Source organism: Paracoccus xiamenensis (assembly GCF_011308835.1).
Classification (GTDB): domain Bacteria; phylum Pseudomonadota; class Alphaproteobacteria; order Rhodobacterales; family Rhodobacteraceae; genus Paracoccus; species Paracoccus xiamenensis.
Genome location: NZ_JAAOHY010000010.1, coordinates 1 through 22068 on the forward strand (window position 1 = coordinate 1; position 22068 = coordinate 22068).

General features: G+C 62.3%; 17 protein-coding genes and 2 tRNA genes. 14 read left to right on the forward strand and 5 right to left on the reverse strand.

All coding sequences use genetic code 11. The annotated features are described in order from the left end of the window. From G7044_RS16090 to rplA, 8 genes are all read left to right on the forward strand, one after another. On the forward strand, positions 1-383 hold a 383-nt coding region (locus tag G7044_RS16090; protein ID WP_456238500.1), incomplete at its 5' end, for an EF-Tu C-terminal domain-related protein. A gap of 143 nt (positions 384-526) precedes the next feature. Continuing rightward, positions 527-922 (forward strand): VOC family protein, encoded by a 396-nt coding sequence (locus G7044_RS16095; RefSeq protein WP_166330731.1) that lies wholly within the window; start codon positions 527-529, stop codon positions 920-922. A gap of 143 nt (positions 923-1065) precedes the next feature. Then, positions 1066-2937: an ABC transporter ATP-binding protein gene (locus tag G7044_RS16100; RefSeq protein WP_166330733.1), complete on the forward strand. Its 1872-nt coding sequence runs from the start codon at positions 1066-1068 to the stop codon at positions 2935-2937. A gap of 96 nt (positions 2938-3033) precedes the next feature. Next, positions 3034-3109: transfer RNA gene (locus G7044_RS16105), tRNA-Trp, on the forward strand. 206 nt (positions 3110-3315) lie between these two features. Beyond that, positions 3316-3507, forward strand: a complete 192-nt coding sequence (gene secE, locus G7044_RS16110) for a preprotein translocase subunit SecE (protein ID WP_166330735.1) — start codon at positions 3316-3318, stop codon at positions 3505-3507. A gap of 151 nt (positions 3508-3658) precedes the next feature. Beyond that, positions 3659-4198 (forward strand): transcription termination/antitermination protein NusG, encoded by a 540-nt coding sequence (gene nusG, locus G7044_RS16115; protein WP_166330737.1) that lies wholly within the window; start codon positions 3659-3661, stop codon positions 4196-4198. A gap of 95 nt (positions 4199-4293) precedes the next feature. After that, complete coding sequence (gene rplK / locus G7044_RS16120; protein WP_166330739.1) at positions 4294-4746, forward strand: 50S ribosomal protein L11; 453 nt, start codon at positions 4294-4296, stop codon at positions 4744-4746. 3 nt (positions 4747-4749) lie between these two features. Continuing rightward, on the forward strand, positions 4750-5451 hold the full coding sequence (gene rplA, locus G7044_RS16125) for a 50S ribosomal protein L1 (protein ID WP_166330741.1): 702 nt from the start codon (positions 4750-4752) through the stop codon (positions 5449-5451). A gap of 35 nt (positions 5452-5486) precedes the next feature. On the opposite strand, the gene G7044_RS16130 is transcribed toward rplA, so the two are convergent. Next, positions 5487-6362, reverse strand: coding sequence for a glycosyltransferase (locus tag G7044_RS16130; protein WP_166330743.1), 876 nt, complete (start codon positions 6360-6362; stop codon positions 5487-5489). A 364-nt stretch (positions 6363-6726) separates the two neighbouring features. Between G7044_RS16130 and rplJ the strand changes: the two genes are divergently transcribed. From rplJ to G7044_RS16160, 6 genes are all read left to right on the forward strand, one after another. Next, the gene (gene rplJ, locus G7044_RS16135) at positions 6727-7242 is read left to right on the forward strand and encodes a 50S ribosomal protein L10 (protein ID WP_166330745.1); all 516 of its coding nucleotides are present in this window, start codon (positions 6727-6729) and stop codon (positions 7240-7242) included. A 66-nt stretch (positions 7243-7308) separates the two neighbouring features. Then, entirely contained in the window at positions 7309-7683 is a 375-nt protein-coding gene (gene rplL, locus G7044_RS16140; protein WP_166330747.1) for a 50S ribosomal protein L7/L12, read from the forward strand. 241 nt (positions 7684-7924) lie between these two features. Continuing rightward, a complete protein-coding gene (gene rpoB, locus G7044_RS16145; protein ID WP_166330748.1) occupies positions 7925-12079 on the forward strand; it encodes a DNA-directed RNA polymerase subunit beta in 4155 nt (1384 codons plus the stop codon). 94 nt (positions 12080-12173) lie between these two features. Beyond that, the gene (gene rpoC, locus G7044_RS16150) at positions 12174-16424 is read left to right on the forward strand and encodes a DNA-directed RNA polymerase subunit beta' (RefSeq protein ID WP_166330750.1); all 4251 of its coding nucleotides are present in this window, start codon (positions 12174-12176) and stop codon (positions 16422-16424) included. Positions 16425-16595: 171 nt separating this feature from the next. Continuing rightward, positions 16596-19010, forward strand: a complete 2415-nt coding sequence (gene lon / locus G7044_RS16155) for an endopeptidase La (RefSeq protein ID WP_166330752.1) — start codon at positions 16596-16598, stop codon at positions 19008-19010. 183 nt (positions 19011-19193) lie between these two features. Beyond that, positions 19194-19268, forward strand: a tRNA-Val gene (locus G7044_RS16160). A 139-nt stretch (positions 19269-19407) separates the two neighbouring features. Here the strand turns inward: G7044_RS16160 and G7044_RS17895 are convergent. The 4 genes from G7044_RS17895 to hspQ form a co-directional block, all read right to left on the reverse strand. Beyond that, a complete protein-coding gene (locus G7044_RS17895) occupies positions 19408-19941 on the reverse strand; it encodes a hypothetical protein (RefSeq protein WP_207630341.1) in 534 nt (177 codons plus the stop codon). A 6-nt stretch (positions 19942-19947) separates the two neighbouring features. Beyond that, on the reverse strand, positions 19948-20526 hold the full coding sequence (locus G7044_RS17900) for a vWA domain-containing protein (protein ID WP_207630342.1): 579 nt from the start codon (positions 20524-20526) through the stop codon (positions 19948-19950). 121 nt (positions 20527-20647) lie between these two features. Beyond that, positions 20648-21691, reverse strand: coding sequence for a lysine-2,3-aminomutase-like protein (locus G7044_RS16170; RefSeq protein ID WP_166330754.1), 1044 nt, complete (start codon positions 21689-21691; stop codon positions 20648-20650). 26 nt (positions 21692-21717) lie between these two features. Beyond that, positions 21718-22044 (reverse strand): heat shock protein HspQ, encoded by a 327-nt coding sequence (hspQ, locus tag G7044_RS16175; protein WP_166330756.1) that lies wholly within the window; start codon positions 22042-22044, stop codon positions 21718-21720. Positions 22045-22068 lie beyond the last annotated feature (24 nt).

Consider the following 22068-nt stretch of genomic DNA (forward strand, 5'->3'; position numbering starts at 1 on the left):
GCGGGGAAGCTGGCGACAACGTCGGCGTTCTGCTGCGCGGCATCGACCGTGACGGCGTCGAGCGTGGCCAGGTTCTGGTGAAGCCGAAATCGGTGACCCCGCACACCAAGTTCGAAGCCGAGGCCTATATCCTGACCAAGGAAGAAGGCGGCCGCCACACCCCGTTCTTCGCGAACTACCGCCCGCAGTTCTACTTCCGCACGACGGACGTGACCGGGACCGTGAAGCTGCCGGAAGGCACGGAAATGGTGATGCCGGGCGACAACCTGAAGTTCGAGGTCGAACTGATCGCCCCGATCGCGATGGAAGAAAAACTGCGCTTCGCCATCCGCGAAGGCGGCCGCACCGTCGGCGCCGGCGTGGTGTCGAAAATCATCGAGTGATCCGAAGCCCTTGGGCCAAAGGATATCGTGATGGAAGGCCGCCCCTCGGGGCGGCCTTCTTCGTGTGCTGAAGGGGGGCGCCTGCTGACACGTCTTGTCAGCAGCTGTGAACAATACTCGCGTCCTCGCAACAGGAGCATGTGATGATTGACCATATTGGATTCGCGGTTTCAGACCTTGGCCGCGCGCGGCAGTTTTATGAAAGCGCGCTGCGCCCGCTGGGAATCGCCCCGATGATGGAGGTGACCGAGGAAATGACCGGTGGTCACGGTGAGCATCTGGGGATGGGCCGCGAAGGCAAGCCCTTCTTCTGGATCGGCACTGCCAAGCGCGCGTCAGGCAGTGCCCACGTGGCTTTCGTGGCCGTGGACCGGGCGGCGGTCGATGCGTTCCACGCGGCGGCGCTGGCGGCAGGTGGGGGTGACAACGGCGCGCCGGGCCTGCGGCCGGAATATCACCCCGGTTACTACGCCGCCTTTGTGCTGGATCCTGATGGTAACAATATTGAGGCCGTCTTCCACGACGCCGCCGCGGGCTGAGCCGCGTCAGGCCATGATCGGCCGGAACCGGGGCAGTGGCGGACGGCCAGCCACTGCCCCCTTCGCGGGCAAGGCGGGGTGGGGCGCTTGACATCGGGGCGCATCAGGCACACCTATCCTATTCTACAATATTGGATTTTATCATGTTTCGCTGGTTTGAAGGCCGGCTGGATCCCTATCCGTCCGACCCGCCCAAAATGCCCCCGCGCAGCTTCTGGGGTTTCTTGCTGCACTATTCGCGCGGCGCGCTGCCGTGGCTGGCCCTGCTTGCGTTGGGTGCCGGGCTGATCGCCATCGTCGAGGTGGTGCTGTTCGGCTATCTGGGCGATCTGGTGAACCGGCTGGCCGACACGCCGCCCGACCAGTTCTGGCAGGTCGAGGGCGGTCGGCTGATGCTCATGGCGGTCCTGCTGCTGCTGGTGCTGCCGGGGCTGAATGCGCTGTTCAGCATGATCATGCATCAGACCATGCTGGGCAATTTCCCGCAGCGCATCCGCTGGCAGGCGCATCGCTATCTGCTGCGTCAGTCGGTCGGCTATTTTCAGGACGAATTCGCCGGTCGTATCGCGCAGCGGCTGATGCAGACCGCGCTTGCCGTGCGCGAGGTGGCGATGAAGATCGTCGATGTCGGCGTCTATGTACTGTTCTACTTTATCGGCGCGCTGGTGCTGGCGGCCAGTCAGGACTGGCGGCTGGCGATCCCCTTTGTCGTCTGGGCCATCGCTTACGGCACGCTGCTGCGCGTGATCGTGCCGCGGCTGGCGCAGGTGGCTCAGCAACAGGCCGACGCGCGCAGCACCATGACCGGGCAGGTCGTCGACAGCTATACCAATATCGCGACGGTCAAGCTTTTCTCGCATTCCGACCGCGAGGAGCGGTGGATGCATGCCGGCATGGATGGTTTCCTGCAGACCGTCTACAGGCAGATGCGCCTGTCCGCTTTGCAGGACATCCTGCTGACGGTGATCAACGTTGTGCTGGTCGCGGCGGTATCGGCGGTAGGGCTGATCCTTTGGACCGGCGGCGTGATCAGTGTAGGTGCGCTGGCTGTCGCGATCCCGCTGGCGCTGCGGCTGAACAACATGTCGCACTGGATCATGTGGGAATTCGCCGCCCTGTTCGAAAATGTCGGCACCGTTCGCGACGGGATTTCGTCTCTGGCCATGCCGCGCATGGTGCAGGACCAGCCGGGCGCTGCGCCGCTGGTCACCGGGCCGGGTGCGGTGCATTTCGACGATGTGACCTTCCGCTATGGCGCCGATGAAACCGACCGGCCGCTTGCGGTGCTGGACGACCTGACCCTGCATATCGCACCGGGCGAGCGGGTGGGCCTGATCGGCCGGTCCGGTGCCGGGAAGTCGACCCTGGTGAACCTGCTGCTGCGTTTCCACGATGTCGAAAGCGGGACCATCACCATCGACGGGCAGGACGTGTCGCAGGTGACGCAGGACAGCCTGCGCGCGGCGATTGGTGTAGTGACGCAGGACAGCAGCCTTCTGCACCGCTCGGTCCGCGACAATATTGCCTATGGCCGCCCCGATGCCTCGGACGCGGATATTGACCGGGCCGTCACCATGGCCGAGGCGCAGGACTTTGTGCCTGGTCTGTCGGACAGCCACGGTCGGCGCGGGTTGGAGGCGCATGTCGGCGAACGCGGCGTCAAGCTTTCGGGCGGTCAGCGCCAGCGGATTGCCATCGCGCGGGTGGCGCTGAAGGACGCGCCGATCCTGGTGTTGGACGAGGCGACCTCGGCGCTGGATAGCGAGGCGGAGGCGGCGATTCAGTCGCGTCTCGATCTGCTGATGGAGGGCAAGACGGTGATCGCGATTGCGCACCGGCTGTCCACCATCGCGGCGATGGACCGGCTGATCGTGCTGGATCAGGGCCGAATCGCCGAACAGGGCACCCATGCCGAACTGCTGGCGGCTGGCGGCCTCTATGCCCGGCTCTGGGCGCGGCAATCAGGGGGCTTTCTGGTCGCCGATGACAGCGACAGCGCCGACGCGGCCGAATAAGCGCCGGGCCCTGCTACGCATCGCGACGCTTTCACGTCGCGATGCGTTCCCCCCTTGCGCGTGCCGGCAATCCGCACTAATCAGGCGCCGCGGCTTAGGGGTTTAGCTCAGTTGGTAGAGCATCGGTCTCCAAAACCGAGGGTCGTGGGTTCGAGTCCCCCAACCCCTGCCAGTCGCATCCGGCCAGGACCATGGAACGGTCCGCCGGCCATCCTTTCAGCATGATCCTTGCTTGCGCCCGCGCCATCACGGCAGCGGCTGGCATATTGTCTGTTGGCGGCAGGGATCAGGGCGGGGCAGGGCGCTTCATCGTTCGCTGTGGCTTGAAACCTCGCGCGCTTCGGTTTATCTGACCGGCTGCAACACCGAGGATCCCCGATGGCCAATCCCGCACAGTTTCTGTCCCAGGTCCGCGCCGAGGCCGCCAAGATTACCTGGCCCACCCGGCGCGAAGTCATGACGACGACCATCATGGTCTTCATCATGGCAACGCTTGCGGCGATCTTCTTCTTCCTTGTCGATCTGGCCATCCGCACCGGTCTGGCCTGGCTGGTCGGCTTCACGGGCTGACGGGGTTGCATTCAGGACCGGGCGGCTGTATCCCCGCCCGGACTGTCCGGATGACGGCGTGCACGATTCGTTGCGCGCCGGTTTCATTTTCGGGCTGAACGGAATCATTTGGACGGCAGGCCCGTCCGACGAATCAGAGGTCGATCGGAACATGGCAAAACGTTGGTACTCGGTCAGCGTCCTGTCGAACTTCGAAAAGAAGGTCGCCGAGGCGATCCGCCAGGCGGTGGTCGAAAAGGCGCTGGAAGACGAGATCGACGAAGTGCTGGTTCCCACCGAAGAGGTGATCGAGATCCGGCGCGGCAAGAAGGTGACCTCCGAGCGTCGCTTCATGCCCGGCTATGTGCTGGTGCGGATGGAGCTGAACGACCGCACCTATCACCTGGTCAACTCGATCAACCGGGTGACCGGTTTCCTGGGGCAGCAGGGCAAGCCCTCGCCCATGCGCGACGACGAAGTGAACCTGATCCTGCACCGCACCGGTGAGGGCGGGGCCGAAATCGCGCCGCGTAACCTGATCCGTTTCGACATCGGCGAGACGGTGAACGTGACCGACGGCCCGTTCGAGGGCTTCTCGGGCACGGTGGAAGAAGTCGACGACGCCGCCAACCGCATCAAGGTCACGGTGTCGATCTTTGGCCGGCCGACGCCGGTCGAACTGGAATTCACGCAGGTGTCCAAAACCGCCTGACGTGATGTCGTGGGAGGTTCGGGTCTGACCCGACCGGACCACTAAGTCAGGGCTCGCGCCATTCCGGCCGGGCACGATGATAAGGAGAGGGCCAGATGGCCAAGAAAGTAGTTGGGCAGCTGAAGCTGCAAATCAAGGCGCAGGAAGCGACTCCTTCGCCGCCGGTTGGTCCCGCCCTGGGTCAGCGCGGCATCAACATCATGGAATTCTGCAAGGCGTTCAACGCCAAGACGCAGGAAATGGTCAAGGGTTCGCCTGTTCCGGTCGTGATCACCTATTACGCCGACAAGTCGTTCACCTTTGAAACCAAGACTTCGCCCGCGTCCTATCTGCTGAAGCAGGCCGCCGGCCTGAAGCCGCAGGGCAAGCGCAACCGCGCCAAGGGTTCGGAAAAGCCCGGTCGTTCGACCGCCGGCACCGTGACCAGCAAGCAGGTTCGCGAAATCGCCGAGATGAAGATGAAGGACCTGTCCGCGAACACGGTTGAAGAAGCGATGAAAATCATCGCCGGCTCGGCTCGTTCGATCGGCATCGAGGTGAAGGGCTAAGCCATGGCGAAGATTGCAAAGAAAAAAGCCGCGGCTCGTGCCGCCTTCGAAGGCAAAGCCAACCTGACGGTTGCTGATGCCGTCAAGCTGGTGAAAGAATCCGCTTCGGCGAAATTCGATGAAACCATCGAAATCGCGATGAACCTGGGCGTCGACCCGCGCCACGCTGACCAGATGGTCCGCGGCGTGGTCCAGCTGCCTGCCGGCACCGGCAAGGACGTTCGCGTCGCCGTGTTCGCCCGTGGCCCCAAGGCTGACGAAGCCAAGGCCGCCGGTGCGGAAGTCGTCGGTGCGGAAGACCTGCTGGAATCGATCCAGGGCGGCAAGCTCGATTTTGATCGCGTCATTGCCACTCCGGACATGATGCCGCTGGTCGGTCGCCTGGGCAAGATCCTGGGCCCGCGCAACCTGATGCCGAACCCCAAGGTCGGCACCGTGACCATGGACGTGGCGCAAGCCGTCGCCGCCGCCAAAGGCGGTGAGGTCCAGTTCAAGGCCGAAAAGGCCGGTGTCGTTCATGCCGGTATCGGCAAGGTCAGCTTTGACGCCGACAAGATCGCTGAAAACGTTCGCGCCTTCATCGAGGCGGTGAACCGCGCCAAGCCGACTGGCGCCAAGGGCACCTATGTCAAGAAGGTCTCGATCAGCTCGACCATGGGGCCGGGTGTCTCGATCGACGTGGCTGACGCGGTTGCCGCGCAGTAAGCCGCGCAACCCGTAGGAAACAGAAAGCCCCGGTCTTAGACCGGGGCTTTTTCTGTTGGCGGCTGTCCCGAAAGAGATGGTGCGTTCTGGATGATCTTGGTGAAGTGCTCGGGTCTCAGATCGTTGAAGCTTGCGCGGACAGCCTGCATGAAGCGCCGGGGCCGATTCCCGAAACGATAATCGTGATCGGCCTTCGCTTCTGCCAGCTTCTTGGCCTGCGCGGCGATCGTGTCGGATTCGGCGTGGGCTGTGTGGATATAAGCCAGCGGCCAAGGCAGACTAAGCGATGGTGCCATGCGATGATGACCGCGATGCATCAGTGCATAGGGATTGCGGATTTTGCCCGGCCCATTCACGATGGCAAAGCCGATGGCGATGTGAGGTTCGAATTTGGCAAGCAGCTGCGGGCCTTCGGGGGCGTTCATCAGAAACAGCCCGGTCGGGCGGCTGATGATCGAATTTTCCGGGACACGGTCGATATGATCATGCAGCGTTGCGACGAAGTCAGTGGACAGCGCGTCATCGTCATCCAGGCGAAAGTGCAAAGTCCGCCTGTCCTGTATGACATCCTGCCGCGCCATCCACGGATGGATGGCATCATTGATATGTGCCGCAGTGTCATAGACGATCTCAACCTGCGGCAGGTCGCTGGTGACGCGTGCCAGTCGCTGCTGGAACGGTTCCGGCAGTTCGGGTGAGGTGAAGATTGCGAACCGGAAATCCTGATCGCTCTGCCATTTCAGCGAGGGCAGGCAGATCTTTTCAAAGAAATAGAACCGTTCCTCAAGGCGGTCGGGTGCATAAAGCACGCTTTTGCGATACTCTAGGTCGTCATGGCGCCGTGCAAGTTTCACATCGCTGCGCCCGAGATAGGAAAATCGCATATACCCGAATATGCGTGTCGTTGACATGCTGGAATTTTCTCCCTTGGATTTTCTCGGCCTAACATGCCGCAAGCGCCAAGAAAAGCGCGGCGGGAAATGAGATTTCTGCAATTGCATCCAGTGCATCCGCTGGGGCGGTTGCATTCAGCGTAAACCAAGGCTAAAGCAGGCCCTTCAGGCGGGCGAGCGATTCGTTTCGTCGGCCTGTTCCTGTCCGAGACGGAGGGTGCCGCGCGCGGCTTAATGTCCTTCCCGAGATGGAAGTCGAGACCATTTTTCCGGGGGCTCTCCTCGGGTGATCTCGGGTCCATCGTTAACGGACCCGACCCGCGGCCCAACAAGCCGAGGGAAAGTGAGAGCCGGGGGTTCGCCCCCAAACTTGGAGTAAACCGTGGATAGAGCGCAAAAAGAACAGGTGGTCGAAGAACTCGGCCAGATCTTTGATGGCTCTGGCGTCGTGGTGGTTGCCCGCTACGAAGGGATGACGGTTGCACAAATGCAGGACCTGCGCGCGCGTATGCGCGAAGAAGGTGGGTCCGTTCGCGTTGCCAAGAACAGGCTCGCCAAGATCGCCCTGGAAGGTAAGCCATGCGCAAGCATCGCCGACTACCTGACGGGTATGACCGTGCTCGCCTATTCCGATGATCCTGTGGCTGCGGCCAAGGTCGCGGACAAATACGCCAAGGACAATGACAAGTTCGTCGTCCTGGGCGGTGCAATGGGTGACACGGCCCTTGATCCGGCCGGTGTCAAAGCCGTCGCTGCCATGCCGTCGCGTGAGGAGCTTATTGCTTCGATCGTGGGCTGCATTGGCGCGCCTGCTTCGAACATCGCCGGTGCGATTGGCGCACCTGCTTCGAACATCGCGGGCATCCTTACGACGCTCGAAGAGCGCGAAGCTGCCTGATGCAACCCCTTCCCGACGTGTGGCTGATGTCCGACGTTGGAACACTAAACTGGAAAGAACGGAAAAATGGCTGATCTGAAAAAACTCGCCGAAGAAATCGTGGGCCTGACCCTGCTGGAAGCCCAGGAACTGAAAACCATCCTGAAGGATGAGTACGGCATCGAGCCCGCCGCTGGCGGCGCTGTGATGATGGCTGGCCCGGCTGCTGGTGCTGCCGAAGCTGCTGAAGAAAAAACCGAATTCGACGTCGTCCTGGTCGACGCCGGCGCCAACAAGATCAACGTGATCAAAGAGGTGCGCGGCATCACCGGTCTGGGCCTGAAAGAAGCCAAGGACCTGGTCGAAGCTGGTGGCAAAGTCAAAGAAGGCGCTGCCAAAGACGAAGCCGAAGAGATGAAGAAAAAGCTCGAAGCGGCTGGCGCCAAGGTCGAACTGAAGTAATTCGGTTCCTTTGGGAAAGAAAATTGGCAGGGTCCGGGGTTTCCCGGTCCCTGCCGAACCTGTCTTGAAGGACGCTGATTCAGTGCCTACATGGCATCAGCTTCCCTCAGGGCATGTTCAGGTTCGGGAGCCGCGCGGTGGGACGGGCGGCAGGTATTGAACTGGAACCCCTGACATTCGCAGGCCGCACGCACCGGGCCCCGACGGTGCGCGCGTGTCAAGACGAAAGGTGCAATACCCCATGGCGCAGTCCTATGTCGGCCAGAAGCGCATCCGGCGCAATTACGGCAACATTCGCGAAGTTCTTGAAATGCCGAACCTCATCGAGGTTCAGAAATCCTCTTATGACCTGTTCCTGAACTCGGGCGACGGCGCAAAGCATGCCGACGGCGAGGGGATCCAAGGTGTCTTCCAGTCGGTCTTCCCGATCAAGGATTTCAACGAGACCGCGACGCTGGAATTCGTGAAATACGAGCTGGAAAAGCCGAAATACGACGTCGACGAATGCCAGGCCCGCGACATGACCTATGCTGCGCCGCTGAAGGTCACGCTGCGCCTGATCGTCTTCGATGTCGACGAAAACACCGGCGCCAAGTCGGTCAAGGACATCAAGGAACAGGACGTCTTCATGGGCGATATGCCCCTGATGACCCAGAACGGGACGTTCATTGTGAACGGCACCGAGCGGGTTGTGGTGTCGCAGATGCACCGTTCGCCGGGTGTGTTCTATGACCACGACCGCGGCAAGACCCATTCCTCGGGCAAGCTGCTGTTCGCCTGCCGGATCATTCCCTATCGCGGTTCCTGGCTGGACTTTGAATTTGACGCCAAGGACCTTGTCTTCGCGCGCATCGACCGCCGCCGGAAGCTGCCGGTGACGACGCTGCTTTATGCGCTTGGCATGGATCAGGAAGGCATCATGGATGCTTTCTACAAGACCGTTTCCTTCACCCTGCGTCGCCCGAAGAAGGGCGCCGAGGGCGGCTGGGTCACGCGCTTCTTCCCCGAACGCATGCGCGGCTCGCGTCCTGCCTTCGATCTGGTGAATGCCGAAACCGGCGAGGTTATCACCAGTGCCGGCGACAAGGTTACCCCTCGTCAGGTCAAGCAGCTGCTGGAAGGCGGCAAGGATATCGACCTGCTGGTCCCGTTCGAGCAGATCATCGGCCGCTATGTCGCCAAGGATATCGTCAACGACACCACCGGCTTCATCTATGCCGAAGCGGGCGACGAGATTACTGCCGAATACAACAAGGACGGTGAGCTTTCGGGCGGCAGCCTGAAGGTGCTGCTGGACAATGACATCACCGAGATCCCGGTGCTGGACATCGATAACGTCAACGTGGGCGCTTACATCCGCAACACGATGGCGGCCGACAAGAACATGAACCGCGATCAGGCGCTGATGGATATCTATCGCGTCATGCGTCCGGGTGAGCCGCCGACCGTGGAAGCGGCCTCGACCATGTTCGACAGCCTGTTCTTCGACAGCGAGCGTTACGACCTGTCCGCCGTGGGCCGGGTCAAGATGAACATGCGTCTGGATCTGGATGCGCCGGACACGCAGCGCACGCTGCGCCCGGAAGACATCGTGGCCTGCATCAAGGGTCTGGTCGAACTCCGCGACGGCAAGGGCGAGATCGACGATATCGACCACCTCGGCAACCGCCGGGTGCGCTCGGTCGGCGAGCTGATGGAAAACCAGTATCGCGTCGGCTTGCTGCGCATGGAGCGTGCCATCCGCGAGCGTATGTCGGGCGTCGAGATCGACACCGTCATGCCGCAGGACCTGATCAACGCCAAGCCGGCGGCGGCGGCTGTCCGCGAATTCTTCGGCTCTTCGCAGCTGTCGCAGTTCATGGACCAGACCAACCCGCTGTCGGAAGTGACCCATAAACGCCGCCTCTCGGCGCTTGGGCCGGGCGGTCTGACGCGCGAACGCGCAGGCTTCGAGGTTCGCGACGTTCACCCGACCCATTACGGTCGGATGTGTCCGATTGAAACGCCAGAAGGTCAGAACATCGGCCTGATCAACAGCCTCGCGACGTTCGCCCGCGTCAACAAGTACGGCTTCATCGAAACCCCCTACCGCAAAGTGGTCGAGGGCAAGGTGACCGACGACGTGGTCTATATGTCCGCGACCGAGGAAATGCGTCACACCGTGGCGCAGGCCAACGCGACGCTGGACGGCGACGGCAAGTTCGTGGACGAGCTGATCTCGACCCGTCAGGCCGGCGACTTCACGCTGAACCCGGTGGATGCGATCGACCTGATCGACGTGTCACCGAAACAGCTGGTCTCGGTCGCTGCGGCGCTGATTCCGTTCCTTGAAAACGACGACGCCAACCGCGCCCTGATGGGCGCGAACATGCAGCGTCAGGCGGTTCCGCTTCTGCGGGCCGAGGCGCCGTTTGTCGGCACCGGCATGGAAGCCACCGTTGCGCGCGATTCCGGGGCCGCCATCATGGCGCGCCGTTCGGGCGTCATCGACCAGGTCGATGCGCAGCGTATCGTTGTGCGCGCCACCGAAGATCTGGGCGCGGGCGATGCTGGCGTGGACATTTACCGTCTGCGCAAGTTCAAGCGTTCGAACCAGTCCTCGACCATCAACCAGCGCCCGCTGGTCAAGGTGGGTGAGCGCGTGGTGAAAGGTCAGGTCATCGCTGACGGTCCCTCGACCGATCAGGGCGAACTGGCCATCGGCCGGAACGTGATCGTCGCCTTCATGCCGTGGAACGGCTATAACTACGAAGACTCGGTGCTGATTTCCGAGCGGATCCACCGCGACGACGTCTACACCTCGATCCATATCGACGAATACGAAGTCGCCGCCCGCGATACCAAGCTGGGGCCGGAAGAAATCACCCGCGACATCCCGAACGTCGGCGAAGAAGCGCTGCGCAATCTGGATGAGGCTGGCATCGTCTATATCGGTGCCGAGGTTGGTCCGGGCGACATTCTGGTCGGTAAGATCACGCCCAAGGGCGAAAGCCCGATGACGCCGGAAGAAAAGCTTCTGCGCGCCATCTTCGGCGAAAAGGCTTCGGACGTGCGCGATACCTCGCTGCGTCTGCCGCCGGGTGCTTACGGCACCATCGTCGAGGTCCGCGTCTTCAACCGTCACGGTGTCGACAAGGACGAGCGTGCGCTGCAGATCGAACGCGAAGAAGTCGAGCGCCTGTCGCGCGACCGCGACGACGAGCTGGCGATTCTGGAGCGTAACATCTATGCGCGCCTGAAAACGCTGATCTCGGGCAAGACCGCCGTGAAGGGTCCGAAGGGCATCAAGGCGAACAGCACCGTCGATGACGAGCTGCTTTCCTCGATCTCGCGCGGGCTGTGGTGGCAGCTGGCCATCGGCGACGAAGACACCGCCAAGGAAGTCGAGGCGCTGCACGACCAGTTCAACGCTCAGAAGAAGGCCCTTGAGGCCCGCTTCGAGGACAAGGTTGAAAAGGTCCGTCAGGGCGACGACCTGCCTCCGGGTGTGATGAAGATGGTCAAGGTCTTCGTCGCGGTGAAGCGCAAGCTGCAGGCCGGTGACAAGATGGCCGGTCGTCACGGCAACAAGGGTGTTGTGTCGAAGGTCGTCCCGATCGAAGACATGCCGTTCCTTGCTGACGGTACTGCGGTCGACATCGTTCTGAACCCTCTGGGTGTGCCGTCGCGCATGAACGTCGGTCAGATCCTTGAAACCCATATGGGCTGGGCCGCGCGCGGTCTGGGGATCCAGATCGACGAGGCGCTGGAAGCGTTCCGCAACGGCTCGGGCGACATGGACGGCGTGCGCGCCGCCATGAAGAACGGCTATGGCGACGAGATGTATACCCAGACCTTCGACGGCATGGGCGATGATCAGCTGCTGGAACACGCGAACGCCGTTCGCGCCGGTGTGCCGATTGCGACCCCGGTCTTCGACGGTGCCAAGGAAGGCGACGTCAACGACGCGCTGCGCCGGGCAGGGTTCGACACCTCGGGTCAGTCGGTGGTCTTCGACGGCCGCACCGGCGAGGCGTTCGCGCGTCCCGTCACCGTCGGCGTCAAGTATTACCTGAAGCTGCATCACCTTGTTGACGACAAGATGCACGCCCGTTCGACCGGTCCGTACTCGCTTGTCACGCAGCAGCCGCTGGGTGGTAAGGCGCAGTTCGGTGGTCAGCGTCTGGGTGAGATGGAGGTCTGGGCACTGGAAGCCTACGGCGCCGCCTATACCCTGCAGGAAATGCTGACGGTCAAGTCGGACGACGTGGCAGGCCGGACCAAGGTCTATGAAAGCATCGTCAAGGGCGAGGACAATTTCGAGGCAGGCGTCCCGGAATCGTTCAACGTTCTTGTCAAAGAGGTCCGGGGTCTGGGCCTCAACATGGAACTCCTGGATGCGGAGGAAGACGAGTAACGGCGCGTGCAAGCACGCACCCTACGGACGGTTTCGTAGGGTGCGTGATCCTCACGCACCGCTCTCCCTCCGCGCCCCTCATTAGGAATTGAAAATGAACCAGGAACTCGCCACCAACCCCCTGAACCCGCTGGCCCAGCCGCGGCAGTTCGACGAAATCAAGATCTCGCTGGCCTCGCCCGAAGAAATTCTGGCCTGGTCCTATGGCGAGGTGAAGAAGCCCGAAACCATCAACTACCGTACATTCAAGCCCGAACGTGACGGGTTGTTCTGCGCGCGTATCTTTGGCCCGATCAAGGATTACGAATGCCTGTGCGGCAAGTACAAGCGCATGAAATATCGCGGTCTGGTCTGCGAAAAATGCGGCGTGGAAGTGACCCTGCAAAAGGTCCGCCGCGAGCGTATGGGCCATATCGAACTGGCCGCGCCGGTCGCCCACATCTGGTTCCTGAAGTCGCTGCCCTCGCGCATCGGCCTGATGCTGGACATGACGCTGCGCGATCTGGAACGGATCCTGTATTTCGAAAACTACGTCGTGATCGAGCCGGGTCTGACGGATCTTTCCTATGGCCAACTGCTGTCCGAGGAAGAATATCTGGACGCGCAGGACCAGTTCGGCGCTGACGCCTTTCAGGCCGATATCGGCGCCGAGGCGATCCGTGCCATGCTGTCGAATATCGACCTTGCGGCAACCGCCGACCAGCTGCGCGAGGAACTGAAAGAGGCGACCGGCGAACTGAAGCCGAAGAAGATCATCAAGCGCCTGAAGATCGTCGAGAGCTTCCTCGAATCCGGCAACCGCCCGGAATGGATGGTCATGACCGTGATCCCGGTCATCCCGCCGGAACTGCGCCCGCTGGTTCCGCTGGATGGTGGCCGTTTCGCGACAAGCGACCTGAACGACCTGTATCGCCGCGTTATCAACCGCAACAACCGCCTGAAGCGCCTGATCGAGCTGCGTGCGCCCGACATCATCGTGCGCAACGAAAAGCGGATGCTGCAGGAATCGGTCGACGCGCTGTTCGACAACGGCCGTCGCGGCCGCGTCATCACGGGCAACAACCGTCGCCCGCTGAAATCGCTGTCGGACATGCTGAAGGGCAAGCAGGGCCGCTTCCGCCAGAACCTGCTGGGGAAACGGGTCGACTTCTCGGGCCGTTCGGTCATCGTGACCGGGCCGGAGCTGAAGCTGCACCAGTGTGGCCTGCCGAAGAAAATGGCCTTGGAGCTGTTCAAGCCGTTCATCTATTCGCGTCTGGAAGCCAAGGGCTATTCCTCGACCGTGAAGCAGGCCAAGAAGCTGGTCGAGAAAGAGCGTCCCGAGGTCTGGGATATCCTTGACGAGGTGATCCGCGAGCACCCGGTTCTGCTGAACCGTGCGCCCACGCTGCACCGTCTGGGCATTCAGGCCTTTGAACCGATCCTGATTGAGGGCAAGGCGATCCAGCTGCACCCGCTGGTCTGTTCGGCCTTTAACGCCGACTTCGACGGTGACCAGATGGCCGTTCACGTTCCGCTGTCGCTTGAAGCGCAGCTGGAAGCACGCGTCCTGATGATGTCGACGAACAACGTTCTGTCGCCCGCCAACGGCGCGCCGATCATCGTTCCGTCGCAGGACATGATCCTTGGTCTGTATTACACGACCATGATGCGCGAGGGCATGAAGGGCGAAGGTATGCTGTTCACCAGCATCGACGAGGTCGAGCACGCGCTCGCCTCGGGCGAGGTGCATCTGCATGCCAAGATCACCGCCCGTCTGAAACAGATCGACGAAGACGGCAACGAGGTGATGACCCGGTTTGAAACCACCCCCGGCCGTCTGCGGCTGGGTGCGCTTCTGCCGATGAACGCCAAGGCGCCGTTCGAACTGGTCAACCGCCTGCTGCGCAAGAAAGACGTGCAGCACGTCATCGACACCGTCTATCGCTATTGCGGCCAGAAAGAGGCCGTGATCTTCAGCGACAAGATCATGGGCCTTGGCTTCCGCGAGGCATTCCGCGCCGGGATTTCCTTCGGCAAGGACGACATGGTGGTTCCCGACAACAAGTGGAACATCGTCGAGGAAGTTCAGGACCAGGTCAAAGAGTTCGAACAGCAATATCTGGACGGTCTCATCACCCAGGGCGAGAAGTACAACAAGGTCGTCGACGCCTGGTCGAAGTGCAACGACCGCGTGACCGATGCCATGATGGCCACCATCTCGAAGGTGAAAACCGACGAGAAGGGCGCCGAAATGGAACCGAACTCGGTCTATATGATGGCCCACTCGGGTGCGCGGGGCTCTGTCACGCAGATGAAGCAGCTTGGCGGGATGCGCGGCCTGATGGCCAAGCCGTCGGGCGAGATCATCGAGACGCCGATCATCTCGAATTTCAAGGAAGGTCTGACCGTTCTTGAATACTTCAACTCGACCCACGGCGCCCGGAAGGGTCTGTCCGATACCGCGTTGAAGACGGCGAACTCGGGTTACCTGACCCGTCGTCTGGTCGACGTGGCGCAGGATTGCATCGTGCGCGAATACGATTGCGGCACCGATCGCGCGATCACCGCTTCGGCGGCGGTCAACGACGGCGAGGTCATCTCGCCGCTGAGCGAGCGCATTCTGGGCCGCACCGCGGCCGAGGACGTGATGGTTCCGGGCACCGATGAAGTCATCGTCCGTCAGGGCGAGCTGATCGACGAACGCAAGGCCGATGCGGTCGAAGCGGCGGGCGTGCAGAAGCTGCGCATCCGTTCGGCGCTGACCTGTGAATCGGAAGATGGCGTTTGCGCGATGTGCTATGGCCGCGACCTGGCCCGTGGCACGCTGGTCAATATCGGTGAAGCGGTCGGCATCATCGCCGCCCAGTCCATCGGTGAACCCGGCACCCAGCTGACGATGCGGACCTTCCACATCGGCGGCGTGGCGCAGGGTGGTCAGCAATCCTTCACCGCCGCGAACCAGGAAGGCACCGTTGCCTTCGAAAACGAGGCGATCATCACCAACGACGCCGGCGAGCAGATCGTGATGGCGCGCAACATGACGCTCAACCTGATGAACAAGCAGGGCGAGCCGGTGGCGTCGCACAAGCTGTTCTACGGCTCGAAGCTGATGGTGAAAGAGGGTGACGAGGTCATTCGCGGCCAGAAGCTGTTCGAATGGGATCCCTATACGCTGCCGATCATCGCCGAAAAGGCGGGGACCGCGAAATTCGTCGACCTCATCTCGGGCCTGTCGGTCCGCGACGAGACCGACGACGCGACCGGCATGACCCAGAAGATCGTGACCGACTGGCGCTCGACCCCCAAGGGCGGCGACCTGAAGCCCGAGATCCTGGTCGTCGATGCCGATGGCGAACCGGTCCGCAACGATCAGGGCAACCCGGTCACCTATCCGATGTCGGTCGACGCGATTCTGTCGATCGAAGACGGGCAGGAGATCAAGGCCGGTGACGTGGTCGCCCGTATCCCGCGTGAAGGTGCCAAGACCAAGGACATCACCGGGGGTCTGCCGCGCGTGGCAGAACTGTTCGAGGCCCGCCGTCCGAAGGACCACGCCATCATCGCCGAGATCGACGGTTATGTGCGCTTCGGCAAGGACTACAAGAACAAGCGCCGCATCACCATCGAACCGGCTGACGACAACCTGGATGCCGTCGAATACATGGTGCCCAAAGGCAAGCACATCCCGGTGCAGGAAGGCGACTTCGTGCAGAAGGGTGAGTACATCATGGACGGCAACCCGGCGCCGCATGACATCCTGCGCATCATGGGGATCGAGGCCCTGGCCGACTATCTCATTGACGAGGTGCAGGACGTCTATCGTCTGCAAGGCGTGAAGATCAACGACAAGCACATCGAGGTGATCGTTCGCCAGATGCTGCAGAAGATCGAGATCCTGGACAGCGGCGACACCACGCTGCTGAAGGGTGAACACGTGGAGCGTGACGAGTTCGAGGAAGAAAACGCCAAGATCACCGCCAAGGGCGGCAAGCCCGCCTCGGGCGAGCCGGTCCTGCTGGGCATCACCAAGGCGTCGCTGCAAACCCGCAGCTTCATCAGTGCCGCGTCCTTCCAGGAAACGACCCGCGTGCTGACCGAAGCCGCCGTTCAGGGCAAGCGCGACAAGCTGGTCGGCCTGAAGGAAAACGTCATCGTCGGCCGGCTGATCCCGGCCGGGACCGGTGGCGCGACCATGCGGATGAAGAAGATCGCAACCGATCGCGACGCCGAGGTGATCGAGGCACGTCGTGCCGAGGCCGAAGCGGCCGCGGCACTGGCCGCCCCGGTGGCCGAGGATGTGGTTGCCACGCCCGACGCCGATGTGGTTCTGGCCGGTGGCAATGACGACGGCAGCGAAACGTGATCAGCTGATGTGAAAATGGAAAAAGCCCGGCCCCGCGCCGGGCTTTTTCATAGCGCAAGCTGGCGCGCCTGCGGCATTGAAACGCACCCTTCGGCACCCTAGATTTGGGGGACGCAGGGGGTCCGCATCGCCGATATCGGGACGCGCGCCCTCGGGCTTGAAAGGAAGAACATGACCGAACTTAATCATTCGCATCCCGTGCTGCCGCTTCGCGACATCGTCGCGTTCCCGCACATGGTCGTGCCGCTGTTCGTCGGTCGCGACAAATCTGTGCGGGCTCTTGAAGCGGTCATGGCCGAGGATCGTCCGATCCTGCTGGCGACCCAGAAGGATGCCGCGGTCGATGAACCGACCGCCGATGGCATCTATCGCATCGGTGTCCTGGCCAATGTGCTGCAACTGCTGAAGCTGCCCGACGGCACCGTCAAGGTGCTCGTCGAAGGTCAACGCCGCGTCGAAATCACCAGCTTCATCGACAATCCCGACTATTTCGAAGCGGAGGCGACCCCGCTGATCGAAGAATCGGGCGATGCCGATACGGTGACCGCGCTGACCAATGCGGTGGCGGAAGAATTTGAAAGATACGTCAAGGTTCGCAAGAACATCCCGGACGAGGTCGTCTCGACCGTGGCGGAAACCACGGAAGCCGAACGGCTGGCCGATCTGGTCGCGGGTCATCTTGGCATCGACATTGCCAAGAAGCAGGACCTGCTGGAAACGCTGGTGACGGCGGAACGGCTTGAAAAGGTTTACGGCCTGATGCAGGGCGAAATGTCCGTCCTTCAGGTCGAGAAGAAAATCAAGTCGCGCGTCAAGACCCAGATGGAGAAGACCCAGCGCGAGTACTATCTGAATGAGCAGATGAAGGCCATTCAGAAGGAACTGGGCGACGGCGAGGACGGCGGCAACGAGCTGGCCGAGCTGGAAGAAAAGATTGCCAATACCAAGTTCAGCAAGGAAGCCCGCGAAAAGGCTGAATCCGAACTGAAAAAGCTGAAGTCGATGTCGCCGATGTCGGCCGAAGCCACGGTCAGCCGCAACTATCTGGATTGGCTGCTGGCGCTGCCATGGGGCGTGAAATCGCGCACCAAGAAGGATCTGGGCAAGGCCGAACAGGTGCTGGACGCCGATCACTATGGTCTGGAAAAGGTCAAGGAACGGATCGTCGAATATCTGGCCGTGCAGGCGCGCAGCCAGAAGCTGAAAGGCCCGATCCTCAGCCTTGTCGGCCCTCCGGGCGTGGGTAAAACTTCGCTTGGCCGGTCGCTGGCGAAGGCCACGGGGCGCGAATTCATCCGTATCTCGCTGGGCGGGGTGCGCGACGAATCCGAAATCCGCGGCCACCGTCGGACCTATATCGGCTCGATGCCCGGCAAGATCATCCAGGCGCTGAAAAAGGCCAAGACCACGAACCCGCTGATCCTGCTCGATGAAATCGACAAGATGGGGCAGGATTTCCGTGGCGACCCGGCTTCGGCGATGCTGGAGGTTCTGGACCCCGAACAGAACTCGACCTTCGTCGACCACTATCTCGAGGTGGAATACGATCTGTCTGACGTGATGTTCGTGACCACGGCCAACAGCTATAACATGCCTGGGCCGCTGCTGGACCGGATGGAGATCATTCCGCTGGCCGGTTACACCGAGGATGAGAAGCGCGAGATCGCGCGCCGTCACCTGCTGCCCAAGCAGGTCAAGGCGAACGGTCTTCGGAAGGGCGAATTCACCGTCTCGGACGAGGCGCTGGATCACGTCATCCGCTATTACACCCGCGAAGCCGGTGTCCGTTCGCTGGAACGCGAGATCGCCAAGCTGGCCCGCAAGGCCGTGACCGAGATCCTGAAGGGCAAGACCAAGACGGTCGAAGTCACGCCCGAAAAGGTCGAGGAATATCTGGGCGTGCGCCGGCACCGCTTCGGTCTGGCCGAAGCAGAGGATCAGGTCGGTGTCGTCACCGGGCTGGCCTGGACGCAGGTGGGCGGCGATCTGCTGCAGATCGAAGCGCTGAAGCTGCCGGGCAAGGGTCGCATGAAAACGACCGGGAAGCTGGGCGAGGTGATGAAGGAATCGATCGACGCGGCATCGTCTTTCGTCCGCTCCATCGCGCCGGAACTGGGCATTAAGCCGCCGGAATTCGAACGTCGGGACATCCACGTTCACGTTCCCGAAGGTGCGACGCCCAAGGATGGCCCTTCGGCCGGTCTGGCCATGGTGACCTCGGTCGTGTCGGTGATGACCGGCATCCCGGTCCGCAAGGACGTCGCCATGACCGGCGAGGTCACGCTGCGCGGCAACGCGCTGGCGATCGGCGGGCTGAAGGAAAAGCTGCTGGCGGCGCTGCGGGGCGGTATCAAAACCGTGCTGATCCCGGAAGACAATGCCAAGGACCTGGTTGAGATCCCGGCCAACGTGAAGGAAGGGATGACCATCATCCCGGTTTCGAACGTGCGTGAGGTTCTGAAGCACGCGCTGGTGCGGATGCCCGAGCCGGTCGAGTGGGACGAGGCGGCCGAAGAAGCCGCCGAGGCCGCCCGTCAGGCCAAAGCCCGCAACGAGCAGGGTGGCGCTGCGCCGACGGCGCACTGAGCCACCAGCCATGAAATGACGAAAGGGCGTGGGGGGAAACCTCCGCGCCCTTTTTCGTGTGCGACCGCCAGGCAGTCAGAGTGCAGTTCAACCAGGCCGCAGCCGACATCGAGCCAGCCTGTCCGCAAAAAACAACGGTTCCCCCTTGCATGGGTTGGCGGGGGTCGCTATCTAGCGCCGCACGGGTGATTAGCTCAGTGGTAGAGCGCTTCGTTCACATCGAAGATGTCAGCGGTTCAAATCCGTTATCACCCACCAGAATCTTGTATGACCCCCGCGGCTTATGGCTGCGGGGGTTGTCGTTTGTGAATTGGCCATTGGCGCCGCGAATCTTGCCGTTGATGCGAAAGATGTCGCAATCGTGTCTGTAAGGCATCCACAATGCGCGGCTCGCCTTTTATCCCAGCTGATCCTTCAGCAAGTGCTTGACCGAGGCATCGAAGCTGTCCGCCTGGCCCGGCTGCGCTTGCTGTTCGGCCAGATAGGCATCGCGCTTGGTGACAAGTGCGGCCATCTCGGCCTCGGCCTTCTTGCGGGCCTCCAGTTGCGCCTCGACATGGGCCGCGCGTTCTGGCGCGGTCATTCCCTTCAGCGCGTCGTTCAGCTCGGCTTCGGGGATGGCCTCTAGCGCGACGTCGCCGTTGGAAATGTCGGCGACCAGATCGCTGCCGCCCGTCACCGCCTCGCGCCGTCCGCCCTTTTTGGCGTAGAAGCTGGAATTGTCTGCCCGCGCGGACGCCGAGGCCGTGGCCCGTTCCGCCACCTTGTCGCGCACGGCCGATTGTTCGGCGGCTGAACCATAGGGCAGGATCGTGGCGTCGATGCGGCCCTGAATCTGGATGATCTGGTCGTCATAAGGGGTCTGCACCTGCACCACCTGACCGCCATCCTGCGGGATCGGGTGATACTGGCCGCCGCCCAGCCGGGCCATTTCCTGCTAGTATTCGCGCGTTTCGGGGTCGTCGCCGGCCTGGATGGTGTTGACGATGATCCCTTTCTTGCGGGCCTCGGCGATCACCTCGGAATAGCGCGGCGCACCGCGGTAATCCATGTGCGGCGGGGCGTCACCGACCAGGAAGATGATGCGGCGGGTATCCGCGCCCTCGATCCAGTCCTGACCGCGCACGGCGGCTTCCAGCGCCTCGTTCACCGATTCGGGGGTGTCCCCGCCGCCATCTGCGGTGAAGCGGCGCAGGTCCGAATACAGGCCCTGCAGGTCGTGGGTCATGTGATGAGGAAGCGTGACATAGTCGTCACCCCGGTCGCGATAGCCGATCAGCGCCATGCTGATATCGGCGTCGGGATTGACGTCGAGCATGGTGTTGGTGATTGACCAGATCTTTTGCTTGGCGCCCTCGATCAGGTCCGCCATCGAGCCTGTCGTATCCAGCACGAAAGCAACCTGGATCTTTTGCTGCGGGCCTTGGTTCCCGGTTGCGGCTTCCGCAAGGGCGGCGCCGGGCAGGGCCAGAAGCACGGGTAGCAGCAGGGCCGTCGACGGGGGTAACATACGCATCTCGTCCTCCTCACAAACTGCGGGAAGGATGACATGGCGGCGGAAATTCGCCTAGCGCCGCGGGGGCATCAGGGCAGGGTCTGGCGCGAATGTGACCCGCGCGTGATCGCGGCGAGAGCGATCAGCAGCCGACATCGGCATAATCGTGGACGCGGCCCTGCCAGTCGCGGATGCGCCAATGGCCGGGGCCGTTTGGCGTGACCGAGCCGGAATCGAGCGGCACCTTTCCGAACCCGCCCGGCAGGTCCAGGACATAGCTGGGAATCGCCACGCCCGAGAGATGGCCGCGCAGCGCCGCCATGATGGCCAGCCCTTCGGCGATGGTGGTGCGGAAATGGCTGGTGCCGCGGGCGAGGTCGCAGTGGTGCAGATAATAGGGCGTCACCCGCAGTGCCGTCAGGTCGCGAAACAGTTTGGCCAGCACTGCGGCATCGTCATTCACCCCGCGCAGCAGAACGCTTTGCGACAGAAGCGCGATGCCGGCATCGGCAAGGGTGCGGATGGCCTCGCGGGCCTCGGGCGTCAGTTCGTCGGGGTGGTTGGTGTGGATGACGACATAGACCGCCGCCCGGCGGCGCAGCAGCGGTGCCAGCGCGGCGATACGGTCGGGGGCGACCACGGGGACGCGGCTGTGCAGGCGGATCACGTCCAGATGCGGGATCGCGTCCAGCCGTGCCAGCACTGCGTCCAGACGGCGCGGCGACAGCGTCATCGGGTCGCCTCCGGTCAGGATGATCTCGCGCAGTGCCGGGGTGGCGGCGATGTGATCCAGTGCCGCGTTCAACTGATCGGGGGGCAGGGGGCCGGCGGCGCCGACGACCTCGCGCCGAAAGCAGAAGCGGCAATAGACATCGCAGGTCTGGGTGATGTGCAGGATCGCGCGGTCGGGATAGCGATGTGTCAGGCCGGGAACGGGGCTGTGGGCAGCGTCACCGATGGGATCGGCCAGCTCCTCGGGGCGGGTCAGCATCTCGCGCGGGTCGGGGACGAACTGGCGGGCGATGCCGGGGCCGTGCTGCTGCATCGCGGGTGTGACGCGGATGCGGAAGGTTTCGGCGACGCGGTCGAGTTCCGGCGCGTCCGTCGCATCGGCCAGACCGGCGCGCACCAGATCCCCGGCCGAGGTCAATGCCGTCGCGGGCAAGGCTTTGGGGGCACCGTCCATATGGGGTTTCGCCGCGCCTTTGCGCGTCAGTTCAGCGCTGCCTGCAGCGCGTAATAGCCATCATTGAATTCGCCGAACTGGGCGATCAGTTCGGGATGTTCCACCGGTTCGCCGGAACTGTCCGCCACCAGGTTCTGTTCCGAGACATAGGCGACGTAATAGGTCGCCTCGGTTTCAGCATAGAGGTGGTAGAAGGGCTGGTCCTTTTTCGGGCGGCTGTCTTCGGGAATGGATTCGTACCATTCCTCGGAGTTGGAGAACTTCGGGTCGATATCGAAGATCACACCACGGAACGGATGCAGACGATGCCGCACCACCTGGCCGATCATGTATTTCGCCGTAATCGCTTCCATCAGACCCTCTGTCGAATTTCAGAC